The following is a 22,458-nucleotide window of genomic DNA, read 5'->3' as shown; positions in this document are numbered from 1 at the left end:
CTGAATTCCAGGCCGCTTGACTCTGAGGCCGAGATCACTTGCCGGCGAACGCCGACACCGCCGCCCGCGCCGCCGCCTCGACCAGCGCGATGCCCTCCGCCCGGGTCCCGGTGCCCTTCGACAGCACCGCCACCAGATAGCCGGTGCCGTCCACCGTCACGCGTCCGATGCTGTTCACGTCCCACAGGCCGGTCGTACTGCGGGCCAGCCAACCGTTCTTCAGCGGACAGGAGTTGTCGTCGTCGGCGGCCGACACCCCCCACCGCTGGTCGGCCTCGACCGACCCCATCAGGCCCTGGACGTACGCCCGGGAGGCCGCGCTCAGCTGCCCGCCGCCGCCGAACACCTGCTGGAGCAGGGTGAGTTGGTCCGCCGCCGTGGTCTGGGTCAGTCCCCACAGTTCGCCGTCGCCGCCGGAGGTGCCCGTCAGCCCGAAGCGCCGGTTGGCCGCGTCCAGGCCGTCCGCCCGGCCGATCGAGTGCCACAGCTCCGTCGCGGACGCGTTGTCGCTGTTCTCGATCATCTTCGCCGCGTACGCCCGCTCCGCCGCCGTCAGCCCTCGGCCCGCGTCCTGCGCCTGGAGCAGCAGCGCGGCCAGGATGTCGACCTTGACGATGCTCGCCGTGTCGAAGGCCGCCTCGCCGTATCCGGCGCTCGCACCGGAGTCCACCGCCAGCACGGCCGCCGAGACCTCGGCACCCGAGGGCACGCTCACCGCCGCCATCGCCTCGCCCAGCCGCGCGTCCCGGTCCGCCGCCGCCTTCGTCACCGATGCCTCCTCGCTCGCCCCGGCCGAGGAGGAGGCCGGGGCCGTCGCCGCCGACGATACGGCCGCCGCCCCCGGGTGCGCCCGCGCCTTCACGTACGCCGTGCCCGCGGCCGTGACCCCGACGACGGCCACCACCGCGAGCACGGTGTGCAGCAGCGGACGGCGCCGGGACGGGCGTGCTCGACGGCCATGGCGGGCTTTGGGGGACTCCACGGCGGCGATGCTCGGGGCGCGGACTGTGCGCCCCGTCGGGCCGGGGTGAGACGACGGTCAGCGCGTCCTGAGATTCCCGTGAAAGCGGCCCCGCACCGGCCGGGCGGCGTCCTCCCGATAGGGTCGGTGACCGTGGCGAACAAGAACATTCCCGACCCCGGCTTCTCCGACGACGACGGCTCCGCCGACCCCCGGCTGAGCGCCGCGCTCGCCACCTGGGCCGAGGACCGCAGCGCGCTCGGGCCCGTCCTGGAGGCCCTGAAGGGCGCCCGCCTGCTCGTCCCGGTCGTCGCCGTGCTCGGCGAGGCCGAGGAGGACGAGAACGGCCTGCGCCGCGAGAAGACCAGCGACATGGCCGTACCCACGCTGAAGGCCGGCGGGCGCACCGCGCTGCCCGCCTTCACCTCCACCGATTCCCTCGCCCGCTGGGACCCCGCGGCCCGCCCCGTCGCCGTACCCCTGCACCAGGCGCTCCAGGCCGCCGCGCACGAGAAGGCCGACACCGTCGTGCTGGACCTCGCCGGACCGGTGCCGTTCGAGCTGACCGGGCCCGCGCTGCTCGCCCTCGCCGAGGGCCGCACCAGCACCGACCCGCTCGCCGACCCGGCCGTCCGGGAGGCCGTGCGGACGGCCGTGGCGGCGGAGCCCGCCGTGCTGCGCGCCCACCTCGGCCCCGGACAGTCCGACGGCACCCTCGCCCTCGTCCTCGACCCGGCCGCGGCACCGGCCGAGGCCGCCCGCGCGGTAGCCGGCCGCCTCGCCGCGGACGACACGCTGAGGGCCCGCCTGGTGCGCGGCCTCGACCTGGCACTGCTGCCGGCCGGGACGACGCCTCCGGGCGAGCCCTTGTACGTAAAGGGATAGCTCAGCCGTAGACCGGGCCGGTGTACTTCTCGCCCGGGCCCTGGCCCGGCTCGTCCGGGACGACCGAGGCCTCGCGGAAGGCCAGTTGGAGCGACTTCAGGCCGTCGCGCAGCGGGGCCGCGTGGAAGGAGCTGATCTCGGTCGCGCTCGCGTCCAGCAGGCCGGCGAGACCGGTGATCAGCTTGCGGGCCTCGTCCAGGTCCTTGTACTTCTCGCCCTCCTCGCTCAGCCCGAGCTTCACGGCGGCGGCGCTCATCAGGTTGACGGCGACCGTCACGATCACCTCGACGGCGGGGACCTCGGCGATGTCCCGGGTCATCGCGTCGAAGTCGGGGTTCTCAGGAGGGGTCTCACTCATGCCCCACACGATAGGCGGTCCGTGACCGCGGGGATCATCGGGATGACGGGCTCCCGATTAGGCCTTGTCAAGCGATCCTGCTAATCTGGTGGACGACCGGCCGGACGTGCCCTGCCTCATGGCAGAGTTCCCGGCCCACAAGTGGAGGCTCCGAACTCCCACCTGACCGTCCTCCGGGACGGCGGGTCATCCGGTCAGGCGGCCACCATCGTTCCGTACGGACGATGGAGTCGCCCGAATCGCGCCCCGCGGCATCGCGGCGGTGCTCCGGTTGTGTTGTGGAGCCCCGCCTGTGATCGTCCGGGGCATTTTCTTTGCTTCGGCGCGGTTAGGTCTAACGAAAAGAGACGTACGCGGCTGTCCGCCAGACAACCGTGTGGTGCTACCGAGGAGGATCCATCAGCGCCGAGCCCCGCATCAACGACCGGATTCGCGTTCCCGAGGTGCGACTTGTCGGTCCCAGTGGCGAGCAGGTGGGCATTGTCCCGCTCGCTAAGGCACTGGAGCTTGCGCAGGAGTACGACCTGGACCTGGTCGAGGTCGCGGCGAACGCCCGTCCGCCCGTGTGCAAGCTCATGGACTACGGGAAGTTCAAGTACGAGTCGGCCATGAAGGCCCGTGAGGCGCGCAAGAACCAGGCGCACACGGTCATCAAGGAGATGAAGCTCCGGCCGAAGATCGACCCGCACGACTATGACACCAAGAAGGGTCACGTCGTCCGGTTCCTCAAGCAGGGCGACAAGGTCAAGATCACGATCATGTTCCGTGGTCGCGAGCAGTCCCGGCCCGAGCTGGGCTACCGACTGCTGCAGCGCCTCGCGGAGGACGTCCAGGACCTCGGTTTCGTCGAGTCGAACCCGAAGCAGGACGGCCGCAACATGATCATGGTCCTCGGTCCGCACAAGAAGAAGACCGAGGCCATGGCCGAGGCCCGGCAGGCGCAGGAAGCCCGCAAGGCCGAGGCGAAGGCGAACCCCGGTAAGTCGCAGAACCCTGCCGAGGCTGAGGCACCTTCCGAGGAGCCCGCCGAGGCGTGATCCCGGGGGACGGCAGTCCCCAGTGGATGTAACCCAGAGAAGAGCGACGCTCCACCGTGCCCGGTTTCGCGACCGGGCACCGGAGCGCCACCGACGAGGAGATAACGGCGCTATGCCGAAGAACAAGTCGCACAGCGGTGCCAGCAAGCGCTTCAAGATCACCGGCTCCGGCAAGGTGCTGCGCGAGCGCGCCGGCAAGCGCCACCTGCTTGAGCACAAGTCCTCCCGCGTCACGCGTCGCCTCACCGGCAACGCGGAGATGGCCCCGGGCGACACCGCGAAGATCAAGAAGCTTCTCGGCAAGTGACGTGACCGGCGCTCGCCACCACTGAGCGCCGCACGTCAGGACCGGGACCCAGTCGTTTCCGGGTCGTGTGGGTACCACCACGACCCCGCTACAAGGAGTTAACAAGTGGCACGCGTCAAGCGGGCAGTCAACGCCCACAAGAAGCGCCGGGCGATCCTCGAGCAGGCCTCCGGCTACCGCGGTCAGCGTTCGCGCCTGTACCGCAAGGCCAAGGAGCAGGTCACCCACTCGCTGGTCTACAACTACAACGACCGCAAGAAGCGCAAGGGCGACTTCCGTCAGCTGTGGATCCAGCGCATCAACGCCGCTGTCCGCGCCAACGGCATGACCTACAACCGCTTCATCCAGGGTCTGAAGGCCGCGAACGTCGAGGTCGACCGCAAGATCCTGGCCGAGCTGGCCGTGAACGACGCGAACGCCTTCGCGGCGCTCGTCGAGGTCGCGCAGAAGGCGCTGCCGTCGGACGTCAACGCGCCCAAGGCCGCGTGACGCTGCGCTGGCTTTAGGCCGACGTGACTGTGGGACCCGCAAGCTCTTCAGCTTGCGGGTCCTGTTGTTGGGGTCCGCATGTGGTTCGTTCGGCTGCGGGCCGGTGGGGCTTGTCGCGCCCACGCGGCGGAGTCGCATATCGACACGGCCCCGCGCCCCTGGGCATGCTGCGGCCCGGCGGCGCCCCAGAGTGAGACTTTCTGAAGGTGAAGGACGGAATGCCGACCCCCGAGCTGATTTCTCCCCGGTCCGCCCGTGTGAGCGCCGCCCGGCGGTTGGCGAAGCGGAATTTTCGGGGGAAGGACCGGCTGTTTCTCGCGGAGGGGCCGCAGGCCGTCAGGGAGGCGGCCGGGCATCGGGCCGGGGGTGAGCCGACCCTCGTCGAGCTGTTCGCCACCGTCGAGGCCGGGGAGCGGTACGCCGACATCATCGGCGCCGCGCGGACCGTGGGCGCCCGGGTGCACCTCGCCTCCGAGGACGTCATCGCCGACATCTCCACCACCGTGACCCCGCAGGGGCTGGTCGGCGTGTGCCGCTTCCTGGACACGCCGTTCGCGGACATCCTCGCCGCCCGGCCGAAGCTGGTCGCCGTGCTCGCCCATGTGCGGGATCCCGGGAACGCGGGGACCGTGCTGCGCTGTGCCGACGCCGCCGGGGCCGAGGCCGTGATCCTCACCGACGCCTCCGTCGACCTGTACAACCCCAAGGCCGTACGCGCCTCCGTGGGCTCCCACTTCCATCTGCCCGTCGCCGTCGGCGTGCCCGTCGAGCAGGCCGTGCGCGGGCTGACGGACGCCGGTGTGCGCATCCTCGCCGCCGACGGCGCCGGGGACCGCGACCTCGACGAGGAGCTGGACAAGGGGACCATGGGCGGGCCGACCGCCTGGGTGTTCGGGAACGAGGCCTGGGGGCTGCCCGAGGAGACCCGCGCGCTCGCCGACGCCGTCGTCCGCGTCCCCATCCACGGAAAGGCCGAGAGCCTGAACCTCGCCACCGCCGCCGCCGTATGTCTCTACGCGTCGGCCCGTGCACAGCGCGCCTCCGGAGGGTGCCGCTCCGTCACCGAGAGCTAGTAGGGTGACGAACTCGGGGCCCTGCGCCGTCTGAGAGGTGGGGTACGGGGATGAGTGTGGCCGGCACGAGCACCGCGCCGGGGGGACCGGAGGGACAGGACGAGCGGCGGGCAGCCGCGTCCCGGTGCGGCGATCCCGCGGGCCTCGACCCCGACCAGCTCCCCGACGGACTCGTCATCGCCGATGAGCGCGGGCGCGTGGTCTGCTTCAACACCGCCGCCAGCCGGATCACCGCCGTACGCGCCGCCGACGCCCTCGGGCAGCCCCTGGAGAAGGCGCTGCCGTTGGAGGACCTGGAGGGGCGCCGGTGGTGGCAGCTCACCGACCCGTACGGCGGGCTGGCCATCCGGGTGCGGCAGCCGGAGCGGAATCTGCTGCTGCCCGGCGGGCGGGAGGTGCTCGTCTCCGCCCGCTACATCCGCGCCGAGCCCCTCGGGCCCGTCCGGCGCGTTCTCGTCTCGCTGCGCGACACCGAGGCCCGCCGCCGTACCGAGCGCAGCCACGCCGAGCTGATAGCGACCGTCGCCCACGAGCTGCGTTCCCCGCTGACCTCCGTGAAGGGCTTCACGGCCACCCTCCTCGCCAAGTGGGAACGCTTCACCGACGACCAGAAGCGGCTGATGCTGGAGACCGTCGACGCCGACGCCGACCGGGTCACCCGCCTCATCGCCGAGCTGCTGGACATCTCGCGGATCGACAGCGGGCGCCTGGAGGTGCGCCGGCAGCCCGTCGACATCGGGGCCGCCGTCTCCCGGCACATCCAGGCCTACGTCGCCGCCGGCCAGCCCGCCGACCGCTTCCTGCTCCGCATCGAACGGCCGCTGCCCGCCCTGTGGGCCGACCCCGACAAGGTCGACCAGGTGCTGAGCAACCTGATCGAAAATGCGGTGCGACACGGCGAGGGAACCGTCACCATTGACGTCACGCCCTGCGCATCCCCGCGCGACGGCGAGGAAACCGGCACGTCGGTCACGGTGAGCGACGAAGGACCCGGCATCCCGGAGGCATCCATGAACCGCGTCTTCACCCGCTTCTGGCGGGGCAGCAAGCGCGGCGGCACGGGTCTTGGGCTGTACATCGTCAAGGGCATCGTCGAGGCCCACGGCGGCACCATCACGGTCGGCCGCGCCTCCGTCGGTGGCGCCGAGTTCCGATTTACGTTGCCCGTGGCGGCCCCGGCGTATCTCGCCTGACGGCCCACGGGCTCTTCGTCCACCTCCACCCCGTTAGACTCGGCCTTTGGCACCTTTGTGTCCTTCACACGGCCCACCAACGGTCTCGGGGACCATCCGCCAGCCAATCGGAAGCACGGGAAGAGATGTCGGCACCGAATAAGTCGTACGACCCTGTAGAGGTCGAGGCGTTGAAACCGGAAGAGATCGAGCGCATGCGGGACGAGGCGCTCGCCGCCTTCGCCGCCGCGGACTCCCTCGACGCGCTCCACGAGGCCAAGGTCGCCCACACCGGCCCGGCCTCCCCGCTGGCCCTCGCCAACCGCGAGATCGGCGCCCTGCCCCCGCACGCCAAGGCCGAGGCCGGCAAGCGCGTGGGCATGGCCCGCGGCGCCGTCAACAAGGCCCTCGCGGGCCGCCAGAGCGAGCTGGAGGCCGAGCGCGACGCCCGCGTCCTCGTGGAGGAGTCGGTCGACGTCACGCTGCCGTACGACCGCGTCCCGGCCGGCGCCCGGCACCCGCTGACCACGCTGTCCGAGCGCATCGAGGACATCTTCGTGGCCATGGGCTACGAGGTCGCCGAGGGCCCGCAGGTCGAGGCCGAGTGGTTCAACTTCGACGCCCTCAACATCGGCCCGGACCACCCGGCCCGCGGTGAGGCGGACACGTTCTTCGTGCAGGGCCGGAACGGCGGCACCGAGTCCGGCGTCGTCCTGCGCACCCACACCTCGCCCGTGCAGATCCGCTCCCTGCTGGAGCGCGAGCTTCCGGTCTACGTGATCTGCCCCGGCCGCGTCTACCGCACCGACGAGCTGGACGCCACGCACACGCCCGTCTTCCACCAGGTCGAGCTGCTCGCCGTGGACGAGGGCCTGACCATGGCCGACCTCAAGGGCACCTTGGACCACATGGTCCAGTCCCTGTTCGGCGAGGGCATGAAGACCCGGCTGCGGCCGAACTTCTTCCCCTTCACCGAGCCGAGCGCCGAGATGGACATGCTCTGCTACGTCTGCAAGGGCGAGTCCGTCGGCAACCCCGACCGGCCCTGCCGCACCTGCTCCAGCGAGGGCTGGATCGAGCTCGGCGGCTGCGGCATGGTCAACCCGCGGGTGCTCACCGCCTGCGGCGTCGACCCGGAGAAGTACAGCGGCTTCGCCTTCGGGTTCGGCATCGAGCGGATGCTGATGTTCCGCCACAACGTCGAAGACATGCGAGACATGGTCGAGGGTGACGTCCGGTTCACCCGGCCGTTCGGGATGGAGATCTGATGCGGGTCCCGCTTTCTTGGCTGCGGGAGTACGTCGACCTGCCGGCGACGGAATCCGGCCGCGACGTCCAGGAGAAGCTCGTCTCGGCCGGCCTGGAGGTCGAGACCGTCGAGCAGCTCGGCGCCGACCTCAAGGGCCCGCTGGTCGTGGGCCAGGTGCTGACCATCGAGGAGCTGGAGGGCTTCAAGAAGCCGATCCGCTTCTGCACCGTCGACGTCGGCCAGGCCAACGGCACGGGTGAGCCCCAGGAGATCGTCTGCGGCGCCCGCAACTTCGCGGTCGGCGACAAGGTCGTCGTGGTCCTCCCCGGCGCCACCCTGCCCGGCGGCTTCTCCATCGCCGCCCGCAAGACGTACGGCAAGACGTCCCACGGCATGATCTGCTCCACCGACGAGCTGGGCATGGGCGACGACGGCACCCACGGCATCATCGTGCTGCCGCCGGAGACCGAGGTCGGCAAGGACGCCATCGAGCTGCTGGAGCTGGTAGACGAGGTCCTGGACATCGCCGTCACCGCCAACCGCGGCGACTGCCTGTCCATCCGCGGCGTCGCCCGCGAGGCCGCCATCGCCTACGGCCTGCCGCTGCGCGATGCGGCCCTGATCGACGTGCCGGCCCCGAACGCCTACGGCTACCCGGTCCAGGTCACCGACCCGTTCGGCTGCGACCGCTTCACCGCGCGCACGGTCACCGGCCTGCGCCCCGAGGCCCGCTCCCCGATCTGGCTCCAGCGCCGGCTGCAGAAGGTCGGCATGCGCCCGATCTCGCTCGCCGTCGACATCACGAACTACGTGATGATGGAGCTGGGCCAGCCGCTGCACGCCTACGACCGGTCCCTGGTCCAGGGCACCATCGGTGTGCGCCGGGCCCAGGAGGGCGAGAAGCTCGTCACCCTCGACGGCGTCGAGCGCACGCTGCACGCCGAGGACCTGGTCATCACCGACGACCGCGGCCCGATCGGCCTGGCGGGTGTCATGGGCGGCGCCAACACGGAGATCGCCGACCACGAGGTCACCGAGGACGGCGTCAACGGCACCACCGACGTGGTCATCGAGGCGGCCCACTTCGACGCCGTCGCGATCGCCCGTACGTCCCGCCGCCAGAAGCTGCTGTCCGAGGCGTCCCGTCGCTTCGAGCGCGGCGTCGACCCGCAGGCCGCCGCGGCCGCCGCACAGCGCACGGTGGACCTGCTGGTCCTGCTCGCGGGCGGCACGGCGGAGGCCGGTGTCACCGAGATCATCGCGCCCTCGGCCCCGCACACCATCACCATCCCGGCGAACCACCCCGACAAGGTCGCGGGCGTCGACTACGGCCGCGAGAGCGTCGTGCGCCGCCTCCAGCAGGTCGGCTGCGACGTGTACGGGCAGGACGAGCTGATCGTCACCGTCCCGTCCTGGCGGCCCGACCTGGTCGACCCGAACGACCTGGCCGAAGAGGTCATCCGCCTGGAGGGCTACGAGAACCTGCCCTCCACGCTCCCCAAGCTCCCCTCGCAGCGCGGCCTGACCCACCGGCAGCGACTGCACCGCCGGGCCGGCCGTGCGCTGGCCGGCGCGGGCTACGTCGAGGCGCCGAACTACCCGTTCGTCGGCGAGCAGGTCTTCGACCAGCTCGGCCTGGACTCCGACGACCCGGCCCGCCGCGTCGTCAAGCTGGTCAACCCGCTGAGCGACGAGGAGCCCGCGCTCCGTACGACGCTGCTGCCGGGCCTGCTCGGCGCGCTGCGCCGCAACGCCGGCCGGGGCAGCCACGACCTCGCCCTGTTCGAGACCGGTCTGGTCTTCCACCCGCGCGATGAGCAGAAGGCCGCCTTCCATCTGCCCGTCGACCGGCGGCCGACCGACGAGGAGATCGCCGCGCTGAACGCCGCGCTGCCCGAGCAGCCGCGGCACGTGGCCGCCGTTCTCGCCGGTGCGCGCGAGCAGGCCGGCTGGTGGGGCAAGGGCCGTCCGGCCGACTGGGCCGACGCGGTGGAGGCGGCGCGCGCCGTCGCCCGTGAGGCCGGTGCCGAACTGACCGTCCGCAAGGGCCGGTACGGCCCGTGGCACCCCGGCCGCTGCGCCCAGCTGGTGATCGTCGTCGACGGTGCGGAGCAGGTCGTGGGCCACGCGGGCGAACTGCACCCGCGTGTACTGAAGGCCCTGGGGCTGCCGGAGCGCACCTGCGCGATGGAGCTGAACCTCGACGCCCTGGAGGCGGCCGGCGACGGTGTCCCGCAGGCGCCGGGCATCTCCACGTTCCCGGTCGCCACACAGGACGTCGCCCTGGTCGTCGACCTGCCGGTCCCGGCCGCGGAGGTCGAGGCGGCGCTGCGCGAGGGCGCGGGCGAACTGCTGGAGTCCATCCGGCTGTTCGACGTGTACGAGAACGCGGAGCAGCTCGGCGACGGCAGGAAGTCGCTGGCGTACGCGCTCCGCTTCCGGGCCGGGGACCGTACGCTGACCGTGGACGAGGCGTCCGCCGCGCGGGATGCGGCGGTTGCCCTGGCGGGTGAGCGCACCGGGGCGGTGTTGCGGGGCTAGCACCCCTTCCGCCACTGCATAAATGCGGGTTGGCCTGCGAAGACTCACTCATTCGGGTGGGAATCGCCGGCGATCTGGTCCTTCCGGACCATGCCCTCGACAGAATCGGACCGGCCTTTCGGGGTCGGTCCGTCTGCTTTGTCAGGGACTAATGGGGGATCCAGAGGCATGATCCGTATGAAGGCACGTGCACCCACCGCGCGGGGAGCCGTACTGCCCATGGTCTGGGGCGGTGTGGCCGTCGGCTACCGGTTCGGCTGCCCGCTCGCGCAGCAGGACGGGCTCGGTGCGCGCATCGTCACCAGCGCCGTCTTCCTCGCCGTCGGCACCGGGCTCATCGTCCATGTCCGGCGCACCCTGCTGCGGGAGCTGCGGCAGGCCCGCCGGGTCGCGCGGGCGGCGCAGAGTGTCGTACTGCGTCCGCCGCCCCCGCGCCTCGACGGGCTGAACGTCGCCGCCGCCCAGTTGTCCGCCGACCGGGGCGCCTGTGTCGGCGGGGATCTGTACGAGGCGGTCGCCACCGAGCACGGGGTGCGGGTGGTGATGGGCGACGTACGAGGCCACGGACTGGCCGCCCTCGCCACCGTCGCCGCCGTCCTCGGCAGCTTCCGCGAGGCGGCCCACGACGAGCCCGAACTCGGCCGTGTACTGCGCCGGTTGGACCGCGCCCTCGCCCGCCATCTGCGCGAGCGGGCCCGCGCCGGACACCCGGTCGCGGAGGAAGCGGCGGAGGAGTTCGTCACCCTCCTGCTGCTGGAGATCGGCCGGGACGGCGACGTGCGCGCCCTGAACTGCGGCCATCCCTGGCCGTATCGGGTCAGCGGCACGAACGTCGACCAGTTGACGCGCGTCGACCCGCTGCCTCCGCTGGGCCTGTTCCCGCTGCCGGCGGAACTGGAATCGCACTCCTGCGGTCGCCTGTTCCCGGATGACTCCCTCGTCCTCTTCACGGACGGCGCGGAGGAGGCGCGGGACGCCCGTGGGCGGTTCTTCCCGCTGCCGACCGTGCTGCGGGAGGCCGTACACGATCACCCGGTGTCCCCTCAGTCGGTGCTGCGTTCGGTCTTCACGGCTCTCCTGCACCACACGGCGGGGCGGCCGACGGACGACATCGCCCTGCTGGTCCTGCGGAACGACCGCAGGCGGGGCACGCTTGCCCGCCCGGGGGCGGCCGACCCGGCCAAGCCGCCGCTTTTCGAGGGGGAGCCGGTGGCTTGGCCGGGACCCCAGTCAACCGGCAGACCACGCTGAGCGACAGCGCGTGTACAGCGCGGATGCATGCGTTCCGTTCACACCCCGTGTGAAACCGAACACACTACGCTGAAGGGCACCAGGCCACTCGGGGGGCATTCATGCAGCCCAACAGTCTGCTCGACGCGATCCTGGACGAGGCGGGGATCTCACACGCCGGGCTCGCCGCCCACGTCAACCAGGCGGGCCGCAGACGCGGCCTCGTGCTCCGGTACGAACACACCGCCGTGGCGCGCTGGTTGAAGGGGCAGCGGCCGCGCGGACAGGTGCCCGACCTGATCTGCGAGGTGCTGGCCGGGCGGCTCCAGCGGCCGGTGACCCTCGACGACATCGGCCTCGGGGTGCCGGGCGAGCCGAGCACCCCGCACGCCGGGTCGCTGTCCGGCTTCGTGGAGCGGGCGACCGCCCTGTGGCGCTCCGACGAACAGCAGCGGCCCCATGTACTGGGCGCCCCCGCCGTCACCGGGACCCCGGCGGTCATGCCGGTGTGGGAGTGGGAGAACCCGCCCGAGGACGTCGACGTCTCCCGGGGTGGCCGGCACCGGGTGACCACGGCCGACATCGAGATGCTGCGGGCCGCGCGGAGCCACTACGAGCAGATGTACCGCAAGGCGGGCGGCATCGCGACCCGCACCCGGATCGTCGGCTTCCTCAACGCCGAGGCGGCGCCGCTGCTGCGCGGCAGCTACACCGACGCCACGGGCCGCCAACTGCACCGGGCCACGGGCGGTCTGGTGGCCGTCACCGGGATCTGCGCGTACGACTCCGACGCGCACGGTCTCGCCCAGCGGTACTTCCATCAGGCGCTCAGGCTCGCAAAGGCCAGCGGGGACAGGGGACTTGGGGCGTATGTGATAGCCCTGCTGGTCAACCAGTCGCTGTTCATGCGGGAGTACCGGCAGGCCGTCGCCTTCGCGGAGTCGGCGCTGCGGGCCGCCGGCCGGCACATCACCCCGGCGCTCGCCTCCGACCTGTACGCGATGCAGGCCAAGGCGTACGCCCATCTCGGCGACGCCGGCAGCGCCCTGGCGTGCATCCGGCGCGCGGAGACGGCCGCCGACCGGATCCGGCGCGGGTACGAGCCCGACGAGACCGGCTATGTACAGCCGGGGCTGGTCAACGTGCAGGTGGCCGAGGCGCTCCTCAGTCTCGGTGAACTCGCCGCCGCGCGCGAGCACGCGGTGGCGGCCGTCGACAATCCCGCCCATGACCGGGGAAGGGTGCACCGGCTCGCCATGCTCTGCACGATCGAACTGCGCCAGGGCCAGGCCGACAAGGCGGTCGCCACCGCCGTGCAGATGGCCGAGCAGGCGCGCGGAATGGAGTCCCAGCGCCTGCGCGACAGACTGCGCGCGGTACGCGAGCACCTGGTGAGATGCGGCTCGGCCGGCACCGCCGAGGCCGCCGAACTCATCGACGGGGCACTGCGCGTACCGCTGTAGGCCCTCCACGCGCCCTCTGTGGGTACCTCGTCCCTGCTGCGATATTGCCACTTACTCATCGAAAGGTGGCAGAACCGTGCAGTGGACGAAACAGAACGAACAAACTGTGTATGCGAATCGCTGGTTCAGCGTCAATCTCGCTGACGTCGAGCTGCCGGACGGCCGGCATCTCGACCACTTCCTGATCCGGCTGCGGCCCGTGGCCGTGGCCACGGTCGTCAACGAGGCGGGCGAGGTGCTGCTGCTGTGGCGCCACCGCTTCATCACCGACAGCTGGGGCTGGGAACTGCCCGCGGGTGTCGTCGAGGACGGCGAGGACATCGCCATAGCGGCCGCAAGAGAACTGGAGGAGGAGACCGGCTGGCGGCCGGGACCCCTGCACCACCTCATGACGGTGGAGCCGTCCAACGGCCTCTCCGACGCCCGGCACCACATCTACTGGTCCGACCGGGGCGAGTACGTCGGACATCCCGTGGACGACTTCGAGTCCGACCGGCGCGAGTGGGTGCCGCTCAAACTCGTCCCCGATCTGATCGCCCGTGGGGAGGTCCCGGCCGCCAACATGGCGGCCGCGTTACTGCTGCTGCACCACCTCAGGCTCGCCGACGGTTAGCGGGCCAGCGCCTGCCAGACGGTGACGACGAGGGCGCCCAGCGCGGTGAGCGCGGCGAGCGAGGGCAGGGGCCAGCGGGCGTGTTCCAGTGAGGCGAGCCGGGTGTTCAGGTCGTCCAGTTCCTTGGCCGTCTCCTTCGTGCGATGGCTGAGCAGGTTCAGTCCTCCCTCGACCTGTGCGTAGGCCACGTCAAGGCGGCGACGTAACTCTGCGAGTTCTCCTTGGACCACGGGATGCTCTTGATCGGTGGCCACGGGTCCACTCCTTTGCGTAGTCGAAGATGCCGTTCCGCATCCCATTGCATGCGCATGAAGAGTGAACTCGCCTGGTGAGCGTGAGGGGAGAGTGCGCGAGGGGCATATGCGTGCCCGGTGCGCACACGGAGTGTGAAACGCGTGGGCCCGGCACCCATCCCGGTGCCGGGCCCACGCGCGTCGCAGGCAGTAATCAGCCGTAGGTGTAGAAGCCCGAGCCGGTCTTGCGGCCCAGCCGACCCGCCTCGACCATGCGCTGCAGCAGCGGGGGAGCGGCGTACAGGGGCTCCTTGTACTCGGCGTACATGCTGTTCGCGATCGAGACGATGGTGTCCAGGCCGATCAGGTCGGACAGTCGCAGCGGACCCATCGGGTGGGCGCAGCCCATCTCCATGCCGTTGTCGATGTCCTCGCGGCTCGCGATGCCCGACTCGAACATCCGGATCGCGGACAGCAGATAGGGCACGAGCAGTGCGTTGACCACGAAGCCGGAGCGGTCCTGGGCCCGGATGGCGTGCTTGCCGAGCACCTTCTCGGCGAAGAGCTGGGCGCGGCTGAGCGTGCCCTCCGAGGTGGTCAGCGCCGGGATCAGCTCGACCAGCTTCTGCACCGGGGCCGGGTTGAAGAAGTGGATGCCGACCACGTGGTCCGGGCGGGAGGTGGCGACCGCCAGCTTCACCAGCGGAATCGAGGAGGTGTTGGAGGCCAGGATCGCGTCCGGGCGGGTCACCACCTGGTCGAGCACCTGGAAGATCTCCGTCTTCACCTGCTCGCTCTCCACCACGGCCTCGATCACCAGGTCGCGGTCGGCGAACTCGCCGAGGTCCGTGGTGAAGCTCAGGCGCGCCTGGGTGTCGTCCCGCTCCTGCTCGCTGATCTTGCCGCGCTCGGCCGCCTTGGCCAGGGAGTTGTACAGCCGGGTGCGGCCGATCTCCAGGGCCTCGCCCGTCGTCTCGGCGACCTTCACGTCCAGTCCGGCGCGGGCGCACACCTCGGCGATGCCCGCGCCCATCTGGCCGCAGCCCACGACTCCGACGCGTGCGATGTCTCCCGCTGGGATGCCCGTCACATCGACCCCTTCGCTGATCTACGGCACTCGCAGGACCCCCGGGTTTCGGTGCCTGCTCCGATCGTGCACGTTACCGCCAAGTATCGATGATCGATCGCGCGGGTAGGAGCATCCTGGAGCGCGGGACGGTCCGTGACGGTACGGATCCGGAGCGTATGGGGGTGTGCGGATGGGGCACGTGTCACGCCGGGCCTTCGCCCTGGCGGCGCTGTCGATCCTGGCCACGGCGCCCGGCGCGGTGGCCCTGCCACGCGCCGAGGGGGCCGGGCGCCGGCCGCGGGGCGCCGCCGAGATGCGCGGTGTGTGGCTCGCCACCGTCGACAACCGGGACTGGCCCTCGCGGCCCGGTCTGCCGGCCGCCGACCAGCGCGGGGAGCTGATCGCGTATCTCGACGAGGCGGCCCGGGACCGGCTCAACACCGTGATGTTCCAGGTACGGCCCACCGCCGACGCCCTGTGGCCGTCGCCGTACGAGCCCTGGTCCGCGTATCTCACCGGCACCCAGGGGCGGGATCCCGGCTGGGACCCGCTGGGCACGGCGGTGCGCGAGGCCCACGCCCGGGGTCTGGAGCTGCACGCCTGGTGCAACCCGTACCGGATCGCGCTCGACACCGACCTCGACCGGCTCGCCCCCTCGCACCCGGCCCGCAGACACCCCGACTGGGTGGTGGCCTACGGCGGCAAGCTCTACTACAACCCCGGTCTGCCCGAGGTCCGCGCCTTCGTCCGGCGGGCGATGCTCGACGCGGTCGCGAAATACCCGGTCGACGCCGTCCACTTCGACGACTACTTCTACCCGTATCCGGTCGCCGGGCAGCCCTTCGACGACGACGCGGCCTTCGACCGCTACGGCGGCGGCTTCGGCAGCCGGGCCGAGTGGCGGCGGGACAACATCAACCGGCTGGTGCGGGAGACGGCCGTCGGCATCAGACGGCTCCGGCCCGGCACCCGCTTCGGCATCAGCCCCTTCGGGGTGTGGCGCAACGCCTCGACCGATCCCCGCGGCTCGGACACCCAGGCGGGGACGCAGACGTACGACGACCTGTACGCGGACACCCGCAGATGGGTGCGCGAGCACTGGATCGACTACGTCGTCCCGCAGATCTACTGGAACATCGGCTTCGCCGCCGCCGACTACGCGAAGCTGGTCGACTGGTGGGCGTCCGTCGCCGAGGGCTCCGGGACCCGGCTCCACATCGGCGAGGCCCTCTACAAGGCCGGCGCCGCCGGGCAGCCCCCGGCCTGGCAGGATCCCGCCGAGCTGTCCCGGCATCTCACGCTCGCCGCGCGCCACCCGCAGGTGTGCGGGCATGTGTTCTTCGCCGCCAAGGACGTGGCGGACGACCCGATCGGCGCGATGGCGCGCGTGGTCGCCGATCACTACGGGCGATCGGCGACACCACCGCGGTGCGTCACTGCTGGCGCGCGTTCTTGTGCTTGACCTGGCAGTCCGGTCCCGGCGACATGATCGCCTCGTGTCCGTCCGGGAACCGGACGCGATAGGGCGGTTCGCCCTTCTCGCCCATCACTTCGACGACTTCGGACTCCTGGTCGTGCTGGCCGACCACTCTGCCGTGCTGGACCAGCTTGTCGCCCTTGGAAGCACGCATGTCGGGCCCTCCTCACGCTCACGACCGCTGGGTGACGGCGATGCACACGAGCACGGCGACAGCGGTCAGGGGAGCGGCGGCCGTGAAGTGCTCGCCCAGCAGCAGCGCCGACCACACCAGTGTGAGCAGCGGCTGGGCCAACTGCAACTGGCTGGCCCGCGGGACGCCGATGACCGCCATGCCCCGGTACCAGACGACCAGGCCGAGGAACTGCGAGCCCAGCGCCACCCACAGCAGACCGGCGATCCCGTGCCAGGTGAGGTGCGCGGGCTCGTACGCCAGCGCCACCGCGGCGGCCGGGACGGTCAGCGGCGCGCACAGCACCAGCGCCCACCCGATGACCTGCCAGCCCGGCATCACCCGGGCCAGCCGCCCGCCCTCGGTGTATCCCGCCGCGCACACCAGCAGGGCCCCGAAGAGATAGCCGTCGGCGACCGTGAGCGCGCCGCCGCTCTGGGCGAGGGTGAAGGCGACCACGGCCGCGGCGCCCGCGAGCGCGGCGAGCCAGAAGCGGTGCGAGGGGCGGCTGCCCGTGCGCAGCGCCGAGAACACGGCCGTGGTCAGCGGCAGCAGCCCCACCACGACGGCGGCGTGCGCGGTGGTGGAGGTCCGCAGGGCGAGCGTGGTCAGCATCGGGAAGCCCAGTACGACACCGGCCGCGACGACGGCGAGGCCGGGCAGATGCCGCCGCTCCGGCAGGGGCACGCGCAGAGCCAGGAGACAGCCGCCCGCGACGATCGCCGCGAGGACGCAGCGCGCGGCCACCAGCGACCAGGGGCCGAACCCCTCCAGACCCCAGGCGGTGGCCGGGAAGGTGAGGGAGAAGGAGGCGACGCCGAGGAAGGCCAGGGCGGTGCCGACGCCACCCCGCTCCTGCGGGGCGGTCACCGCTATCGAGGTCGGGGCAGTAGCGCTACTCTGTGTCTTCATGAACCAGCGTAGCAGCGTGAGTGAGCTGGCAGAAGAGCTCCGAAGGGACCTCGACCGCTACTCTCCGGGCGGAAAGCTCCCGTCCAGCCGGGACCTGATCGAGCGCTTCCGGGTGAGCCCGGTGACCGTCTCGCGGGCCCTCGCCCAGCTCGCCGCCGAGGGGCTGGTGGTCACCCGGCCCGGCGCCGGCGCCTTTCGCGCCCGGCCGCGCGCGGCCGAGACCCCGGCCGGGGACACCTCCTGGCAGGAGGTCGCGCTCAGTGCCGACGGCACCGCCGACCTCGTACCGCGCACGGTGGACGCCTCCGGGGTCACGGTCTCGCTGGCCGCCCCGCCGCCCGGCGTGCTGGAGTTCAACGGCGGCTATCTGCACCCCTCCCTCCAGCCGGAGCGCGCCATGGCGGCTGCCCTGGCCCGGGCCGGGCGCCGGCCGGGTGCCTGGGGGCGGCCGCCGCTGGAGGGGCTGCCCGAGCTGCGGGAGTGGTTCGCGCGCGGCATCGGCGGGGCGGTCACCGCGGCCGAGGTGCTGATCGCGGCAGGCGGCCAGTCCGCGCTGGCCACCGCCCTGCGCGCGCTCGCCCCGCCCGGCGCCCCCGTCCTCGTGGAGTCACCGACCTACCCCGGCATGCTGGCCCTCGCCCGCGCGGCCGGACTGCGCCCGGTCCCGGTGCCGGTCGACCCCGACGGCGTACGGCCCGAACTGCTCGCGGACGCCTTCGGGGCCAGCGGCGCCCGGGTGTTCGTCTGCCAGCCCCTGTTCCAGAACCCGACCGGCGCCGTGCTCGCCCCCGAGCGCCGCGCCGAGGTGCTGCGCATAGCCCGTGAGGCGGGCGCGTTCGTCGTCGAGGACGACTTCGTCCGGCGCCTCGTGCACGCCGACGCGGGCCCCCTGCCCCGCCCGCTGGCCGCCGACGACCCGGACGGTGTCGTCGTGCACGTCGGCTCGCTGACCAAGGCGACCTCGCCCAGCTTCCGGGTCAGCGCCCTGGCAGCGCGCGGACCCGTGCTGGAGCGGCTGCGCGCCATCCAGGTCGTGGACAGCTTCTTCGTGCCGCGGCCGCTCCAGGAGGCGGCCCTGGAACTGGTCGGCTCCCCGGCCTGGCCCCGCCATCTGCGGTCGATCTCCACCGAGTTGAAGGAGCGCCGCGACGCGATGACCGCCGCGCTGGCCCTGCGGCTGCCCGAACTCGCCCTGCCGCACATCCCGTCCGGCGGCTACCACCTCTGGCTGCGCCTGCCCGACGGCACCGACGAGTCCGCCCTCACCGCGGCCGCCCTGCGCGCGGGCGTCGCCCTCACCCCCGGCCGCCCCTACTTCAGTGCCGAACCCCCGGCCGCCCACCTCCGCTTGAGCTTCGCGGCGGTCGCCGGCACCGGAGAGATCACAGAGGGCGTACGGCGGCTGCGAGCGGCGTGTGACGAGGTGCTCCAGGCCAGGGTCACCAGACCGTAGGTGAACTCCGGCCCGGTGCCGTCCATGAACCGGTGGAAGTGGTCCACCGCGTTCATGAAAAGAGCATGCCAGGTGCCACGGACACGTCTGCGATGATCGGCCGATGAGCGACACTCCCGAACTCCCCGAGGGTTATGAGTTCTCCGCCGACACCGCCCGCGTCGACGTCGACCGCGTCCACGGCTGGCTGTCGACCGACGCCTACTGGGCGATCGGCCGGCCGCGCGAGAAGCATGAGCGGGCGATGGCGTCCTCGCTGAACTTCGGGGTGTACGCGCGGGCCTCGGGAGAGCAGGTGGCGTACGCGCGCGTGGTCACCGACCAGGCGTCGTTCGCCTGGCTCGCCGATGTGTACGTCGACCCGTCGGTGCGCGGCAAGGGCGTCGGCACGGCCTTCGTCGGCCGCATCCGGGACCACCTGGAGCCGTTCGGGCTGCGCCGCATCCTGCTCGCCACGGACGACGCGCACGGGGTGTACGAGAAGGTCGGCTTCCAGCCTCTGGAGCGGCCCGAGCAGTGGATGGTCCATCTCTTCACGTGAAGAACTTTCGGGTGAGCGTCCATATATCCGCCGCAACCCGCAGGTAACACCCCTTGACCTGCCCTCCTTCGCGGCCCACCATCACCGCATGCCACTGAGGGTGACGTTCGTCGCCGCCGCGCGCAGTGCCCCGCTGCTCGCGGAGCGGTTCGACGACGACCGGCCGCTGGACCGGTCCGGCTGGGACGAGGTGCAGCGCGCCGCCGGGGAACTGCTGCCGCTGGCCGGCGCCGAGCTGCGCTACTGCTCGCCGACCCCGCGCAGCCGGGCCACGGGCGACGCGCTCGGGTACACGCCGCTGGTCCAGCCGGCGCTGCGGGACTGCGACATGGGCCGCTGGCGCGGGCTGACCCTGGGCGAGGCGATGGCCCGCGAGCCGGCGGCGGTGGACGCCTGGCTCGCCGATCCGCGTGCCACCCCGCACGGCGGGGAGTCCCTGCTGGCCTTCGTCTCCCGCGTCGGGGGCTGGCTCGACACCCGGCCGGCCGCGGAGGGCGGCCGGATCGTCGCCGTCGCCGAACCCGGTGTCGTCCGCGCGGCCCTGGTCTACGCCCTGAAGGCGCCGCCCGCGAGCTACTGGAACATCGATGTGCGCCCGCTGTCCACGACCACCGTCACCGGCCGCGCGGGCCGCTGGAACCTCCGCTTCGACGGCGTCGCCGCTCAGCCCTCGCGCGCGTAGTCGGTGGTGAGCACCAGATCCTTCGCGGGCCCGCCGACCCGCCACACCGTGCGCCAGTGGTCGGCGTCCCGCACGGTGAACTCGCCCCGGTAGAGGTCGGCCGCGCACGGGTGGCCGGCGATGAACCGCCCGGTCGTGAGGTCCAGTTCGTGGAAGGGCCGCCCGTCGGCGAAGCGCACGTCCGCCGTGCCCGGCCGGGCCCCCGGCAGGAAGCGCAGCGTCCGGGTCGCGGGCCGGGTCGTGCCCTGCCAGGTGAAGTCACCGGACTCCGCGTGCAGCAGCCCGCCACCGCCGTCCAGTGCGCTGAAGACGGTCACCCCGGAGAAGTTCCCCTCGTCCCCGCTCGCCAGATCCCGCACCGTCCGCTCGACGCGCCAGCGCCCGGCCAGATGGGCCAGCACATCGGCGACCGGCCAGTACCGCTGCTGCACATCCATGCGTCGAGCTTACGGCTCACCGTCAGCCGTTCCCCTGCGGGCGGGCCCCGCTCCCGATCACCCGAAGTACTTCTGAGCTGCCCGGACGCCCTCCGCCAGCGCGTCCACCTCGGCCGGGGTGTTGTAGACGTAGAAACTCGCCCGCGTCGTCGCCGGGATGCCGTAGCGCCGCACGATCGGGCGGGCGCAGTGGTGGCCGACGCGGACGGCCACGCCCCGGTCGTCCAGCACCTGGCCGACGTCGTGCGGGTGGATGCCGTCGACCGTGAAGGAGACGGCCGAGCCCCGGTCGGTGACCTCGGCGGGGCCGACGATCCGCACGCCCGGGATCTCGGTGAGCAGGGCCAGCGCGCGGGCGGTGAGCGCCTCCTCGTGCGCCGCCACCTCCGCCATGCCGAGGCGCTCCAGGTACTCCACCGCCGCCGCGAGGCCCACCGCCTGGGCGGTCATCGGCACGCCCGCCTCGAAGCGCTGGGGCGGCGGCAGGAAGGTGCTGCGGTCCATCTCCACGACCTCGATCATCGAGCCCCCGGTGAGGAACGGCGGCAGGTCCGCGAGCAGCTCCGCCCGGCCCCACAGCACGCCGACCCCGCTCGGGCCGAGCATCTTGTGTCCGGAGAAGGCGAGGAAGTCCGCGCCCAGTTCCGTGACGTCGACCGGGCGGTGCGGCACCGACTGGGCGCCGTCGACGACCACCAGGGTGCCGAACGCGTGGGCGCGGTCGGCCAGTTCGCGCACCGGGTTGAGCGTGCCGAGGACGTTGGACTGGTGGGTGAGGGCGAGCACCTTGGTGTGCTCGTCGAGCAGCTCGTCGGCCCGGGACAGATCGAGCCGGCCCTCGTCGGTCAGCCCGAACCAGTCGAGCCGCGCCCCGGTCCGCGCGGCGAGCTGCTGCCAGGGGACCAGGTTCGCGTGGTGCTCCATCTCGGTCACCACGATCCGGTCGCCCGGGCCGAGCCGGCCGGCGTTGCCCAGCGCGTACGCGACGAGGTTGATGCCCTCGGTGGTGTTCCGGGTGAAGACCACCTCGTCGGCGGCGGCCCCGACGAACCGCGCGACCGTCGCCCGGGCCTGCTCGTAGGCCTCCGTCGCCTCGCCCGCCAGCTGGTGCGCGCCGCGGTGCACGGCCGCGTTGCGGGTCAGGGAGAAGTCCCGCTCGGCGTCGAGGACGTGGAGGGGCTTCTGGGTGGTGGCCCCGGAGTCCAGGTAGACGAGCGGGACACCGCCGTCCAGGGTCCGCTCCAGGATCGGGAAGTCCTTGCGCAGCGCGTCCACGTCGAAGGCCAAGACGATTCACCTCTCACGGTTTCTGATTCGATTCTCCGTGAGGCACGCTAATCCCCTCTCATGGAGAATCACAAGGATTTCCATGAGGGCCGACTAGGGAGTGTGCCGAGTTGAGATCTTCATGTGAGGCTGCGGAGCCAGATGACCGCCCCGCGTAAGTGGAGTCCGGCGAGGTAGCTGACAGGGGTCTTGTCGTAGCGAGTGGCGAGCCCACGCCACTCCTTGATCTTGTTGATGCAGCGTTCCACTGTGTTGCGTTCGCGGTAGAGATCGGTGTCATGGGCGAGGGGGCGCCCGCCCCGGCGTCCCTTCTTCTTCCGGTTGGCCGCCTGGTCAGTCTTCTCCGGGATCACGGCCCGGATGCTGCGTCTGCGCAGGTAGGCGCGGTTGGCGCGGGAGGAATACGCTTTGTCCGCGGCCACTGCGGCAGGACGGGTACGGGGCCGGCCGACCGGGCCCCGGACCTTGACGCGCTCCAGGACGGCGGTGAAGCGAGGGCTGTCGGCGGCCTGGCCGGGGGTGAGCACGAAGGACAGCGGGCGGCAGCGGCGGTCCGCCGACAGGTGCACCTTGCTGGTCAACCCACCGCGCGAGCGCCCCAGTTCCGCTGCGCGGAGCCGGGCCTTGCGGCGTCGGCGCAGGCGTCGTCGCTCCTCGCGGGCGGCATCCGCCTGTTCGTCCGGCTCGGCTACCGGGGCGTTCTGTCCCTTTGGCGAAGCCCTTTTTCCTCCGCGACCGCTTTCTCCAGGGTTTCGAGCAACTCCGCATCGACGGCCATCCCGGCGGCGTGGTGGTGGGCCCGGGCCACGGTGGAGTC

23 protein-coding genes and 1 pseudogene are annotated in these 22,458 nt (G+C 72.0%); 15 read left to right on the top strand and 9 right to left on the bottom strand.

The annotated features are described in order from the left end of the window. Positions 1-34 precede the first annotated feature (34 nt). On the bottom strand, positions 35-982 hold the full coding sequence (locus ACZ4MF_RS26460) for a serine hydrolase (protein WP_467494409.1): 948 nt from the start codon (positions 980-982) through the stop codon (positions 35-37). A gap of 132 nt (positions 983-1,114) precedes the next feature. Here ACZ4MF_RS26460 and ACZ4MF_RS26455 point away from each other — a divergent pair, with 132 nt between their 5' ends. Continuing rightward, positions 1,115-1,846: an SseB family protein gene (locus tag ACZ4MF_RS26455; RefSeq protein ID WP_467494408.1), complete on the top strand. Its 732-nt coding sequence runs from the start codon at positions 1,115-1,117 to the stop codon at positions 1,844-1,846. 1 nt (position 1,847) lies between these two features. On the opposite strand, the gene ACZ4MF_RS26450 is transcribed toward ACZ4MF_RS26455, so the two are convergent. Beyond that, positions 1,848-2,204: a DUF1844 domain-containing protein gene (locus ACZ4MF_RS26450; RefSeq protein WP_071377581.1), complete on the bottom strand. Its 357-nt coding sequence runs from the start codon at positions 2,202-2,204 to the stop codon at positions 1,848-1,850. Between the two features lie 374 nt (positions 2,205-2,578). Here ACZ4MF_RS26450 and infC point away from each other — a divergent pair, with 374 nt between their 5' ends. From infC to ACZ4MF_RS26400, 10 genes are all read left to right on the top strand, one after another. After that, complete coding sequence (gene infC / locus ACZ4MF_RS26445) at positions 2,579-3,241, top strand: translation initiation factor IF-3 (protein ID WP_030654735.1); 663 nt, start codon at positions 2,579-2,581, stop codon at positions 3,239-3,241. Between the two features lie 112 nt (positions 3,242-3,353). Further along, a complete protein-coding gene (rpmI, locus tag ACZ4MF_RS26440) occupies positions 3,354-3,548 on the top strand; it encodes a 50S ribosomal protein L35 (RefSeq protein ID WP_071377580.1) in 195 nt (64 codons plus the stop codon). Positions 3,549-3,653: 105 nt separating this feature from the next. Next, positions 3,654-4,037 carry a 50S ribosomal protein L20 gene (rplT, locus tag ACZ4MF_RS26435; RefSeq protein ID WP_071377579.1) on the top strand — a complete coding sequence of 128 codons (384 nt, stop codon included), beginning with the start codon at positions 3,654-3,656 and terminating at the stop codon, positions 4,035-4,037. A 218-nt stretch (positions 4,038-4,255) separates the two neighbouring features. Next, positions 4,256-5,110 carry a TrmH family RNA methyltransferase gene (locus ACZ4MF_RS26430; protein ID WP_467494407.1) on the top strand — a complete coding sequence of 285 codons (855 nt, stop codon included), beginning with the start codon at positions 4,256-4,258 and terminating at the stop codon, positions 5,108-5,110. A gap of 50 nt (positions 5,111-5,160) precedes the next feature. Further along, the gene (locus ACZ4MF_RS26425) at positions 5,161-6,303 is read left to right on the top strand and encodes a sensor histidine kinase (RefSeq protein WP_467494406.1); all 1,143 of its coding nucleotides are present in this window, start codon (positions 5,161-5,163) and stop codon (positions 6,301-6,303) included. 125 nt (positions 6,304-6,428) lie between these two features. Then, a complete protein-coding gene (pheS, locus tag ACZ4MF_RS26420; RefSeq protein WP_467494405.1) occupies positions 6,429-7,550 on the top strand; it encodes a phenylalanine--tRNA ligase subunit alpha in 1,122 nt (373 codons plus the stop codon). Then, positions 7,550-10,072, top strand: a complete 2,523-nt coding sequence (gene pheT, locus ACZ4MF_RS26415) for a phenylalanine--tRNA ligase subunit beta (protein ID WP_467494404.1) — start codon at positions 7,550-7,552, stop codon at positions 10,070-10,072. The genes pheS and pheT overlap by 1 nt, the downstream gene beginning before the upstream one ends. A 168-nt stretch (positions 10,073-10,240) precedes the next feature. Further along, the gene (locus ACZ4MF_RS26410; RefSeq protein WP_467494403.1) at positions 10,241-11,323 is read left to right on the top strand and encodes a PP2C family protein-serine/threonine phosphatase; all 1,083 of its coding nucleotides are present in this window, start codon (positions 10,241-10,243) and stop codon (positions 11,321-11,323) included. A gap of 101 nt (positions 11,324-11,424) precedes the next feature. Further along, on the top strand, positions 11,425-12,765 hold the full coding sequence (locus ACZ4MF_RS26405; protein WP_467494402.1) for a transcriptional regulator: 1,341 nt from the start codon (positions 11,425-11,427) through the stop codon (positions 12,763-12,765). Between the two features lie 76 nt (positions 12,766-12,841). Next, positions 12,842-13,378, top strand: coding sequence for an NUDIX hydrolase (locus ACZ4MF_RS26400; RefSeq protein ID WP_079173747.1), 537 nt, complete (start codon positions 12,842-12,844; stop codon positions 13,376-13,378). On the opposite strand, the gene ACZ4MF_RS26395 is transcribed toward ACZ4MF_RS26400, so the two are convergent. Beyond that, on the bottom strand, positions 13,375-13,632 hold the full coding sequence (locus ACZ4MF_RS26395) for a hypothetical protein (protein ID WP_356022165.1): 258 nt from the start codon (positions 13,630-13,632) through the stop codon (positions 13,375-13,377). The two genes, ACZ4MF_RS26400 and ACZ4MF_RS26395, sit on opposite strands and share 4 nt — an antisense overlap. A gap of 193 nt (positions 13,633-13,825) precedes the next feature. Further along, on the bottom strand, positions 13,826-14,701 hold the full coding sequence (locus tag ACZ4MF_RS26390) for a 3-hydroxybutyryl-CoA dehydrogenase (protein ID WP_356022163.1): 876 nt from the start codon (positions 14,699-14,701) through the stop codon (positions 13,826-13,828). Positions 14,702-14,870: 169 nt separating this feature from the next. Between ACZ4MF_RS26390 and ACZ4MF_RS26385 the strand changes: the two genes are divergently transcribed. Continuing rightward, on the top strand, positions 14,871-16,142 hold the full coding sequence (locus tag ACZ4MF_RS26385; RefSeq protein ID WP_467494401.1) for a glycoside hydrolase family 10-like protein: 1,272 nt from the start codon (positions 14,871-14,873) through the stop codon (positions 16,140-16,142). Here the strand turns inward: ACZ4MF_RS26385 and ACZ4MF_RS26380 are convergent. Together ACZ4MF_RS26380 and ACZ4MF_RS26375 are read right to left on the bottom strand one after the other, a co-directional pair. Continuing rightward, positions 16,114-16,311: a DUF1918 domain-containing protein gene (locus ACZ4MF_RS26380; protein WP_467494400.1), complete on the bottom strand. Its 198-nt coding sequence runs from the start codon at positions 16,309-16,311 to the stop codon at positions 16,114-16,116. The two genes, ACZ4MF_RS26385 and ACZ4MF_RS26380, sit on opposite strands and share 29 nt — an antisense overlap. Before the next feature lie 18 nt (positions 16,312-16,329). Further along, entirely contained in the window at positions 16,330-17,241 is a 912-nt protein-coding gene (locus tag ACZ4MF_RS26375) for a DMT family transporter (RefSeq protein ID WP_467494399.1), read from the bottom strand. Here ACZ4MF_RS26375 and ACZ4MF_RS26370 point away from each other — a divergent pair. From ACZ4MF_RS26370 to ACZ4MF_RS26360, 3 genes are all read left to right on the top strand, one after another. Beyond that, positions 17,240-18,694 carry an aminotransferase-like domain-containing protein gene (locus ACZ4MF_RS26370; RefSeq protein ID WP_467494398.1) on the top strand — a complete coding sequence of 485 codons (1,455 nt, stop codon included), beginning with the start codon at positions 17,240-17,242 and terminating at the stop codon, positions 18,692-18,694. The genes ACZ4MF_RS26375 and ACZ4MF_RS26370 overlap by 2 nt on opposite strands. A gap of 103 nt (positions 18,695-18,797) precedes the next feature. Further along, positions 18,798-19,235, top strand: coding sequence for a GNAT family N-acetyltransferase (locus tag ACZ4MF_RS26365; RefSeq protein ID WP_467494397.1), 438 nt, complete (start codon positions 18,798-18,800; stop codon positions 19,233-19,235). Positions 19,236-19,323: 88 nt separating this feature from the next. Next, positions 19,324-19,917 (top strand): histidine phosphatase family protein, encoded by a 594-nt coding sequence (locus ACZ4MF_RS26360; RefSeq protein WP_467494396.1) that lies wholly within the window; start codon positions 19,324-19,326, stop codon positions 19,915-19,917. Here ACZ4MF_RS26360 and ACZ4MF_RS26355 read toward each other — a convergent pair. From ACZ4MF_RS26355 to ACZ4MF_RS26345, 3 genes and pseudogenes are all read right to left on the bottom strand, one after another. After that, positions 19,899-20,354: a DUF6314 family protein gene (locus ACZ4MF_RS26355; protein ID WP_362819228.1), complete on the bottom strand. Its 456-nt coding sequence runs from the start codon at positions 20,352-20,354 to the stop codon at positions 19,899-19,901. The genes ACZ4MF_RS26360 and ACZ4MF_RS26355 overlap by 19 nt on opposite strands. A 57-nt stretch (positions 20,355-20,411) precedes the next feature. Beyond that, positions 20,412-21,641 carry a cysteine desulfurase gene (locus ACZ4MF_RS26350; RefSeq protein ID WP_467494395.1) on the bottom strand — a complete coding sequence of 410 codons (1,230 nt, stop codon included), beginning with the start codon at positions 21,639-21,641 and terminating at the stop codon, positions 20,412-20,414. A gap of 119 nt (positions 21,642-21,760) precedes the next feature. Next, positions 21,761-22,297 (bottom strand): annotated as a pseudogene (locus ACZ4MF_RS26345) (IS5 family transposase); the annotation flags it as partial. Positions 22,298-22,458 lie beyond the last annotated feature (161 nt).

Source organism: Streptomyces sp. NPDC025793, from assembly GCF_055558375.1.
Note: the sequence above shows the minus strand (reverse complement) of the source record. Positions and strands in the feature narration are given on the sequence as shown.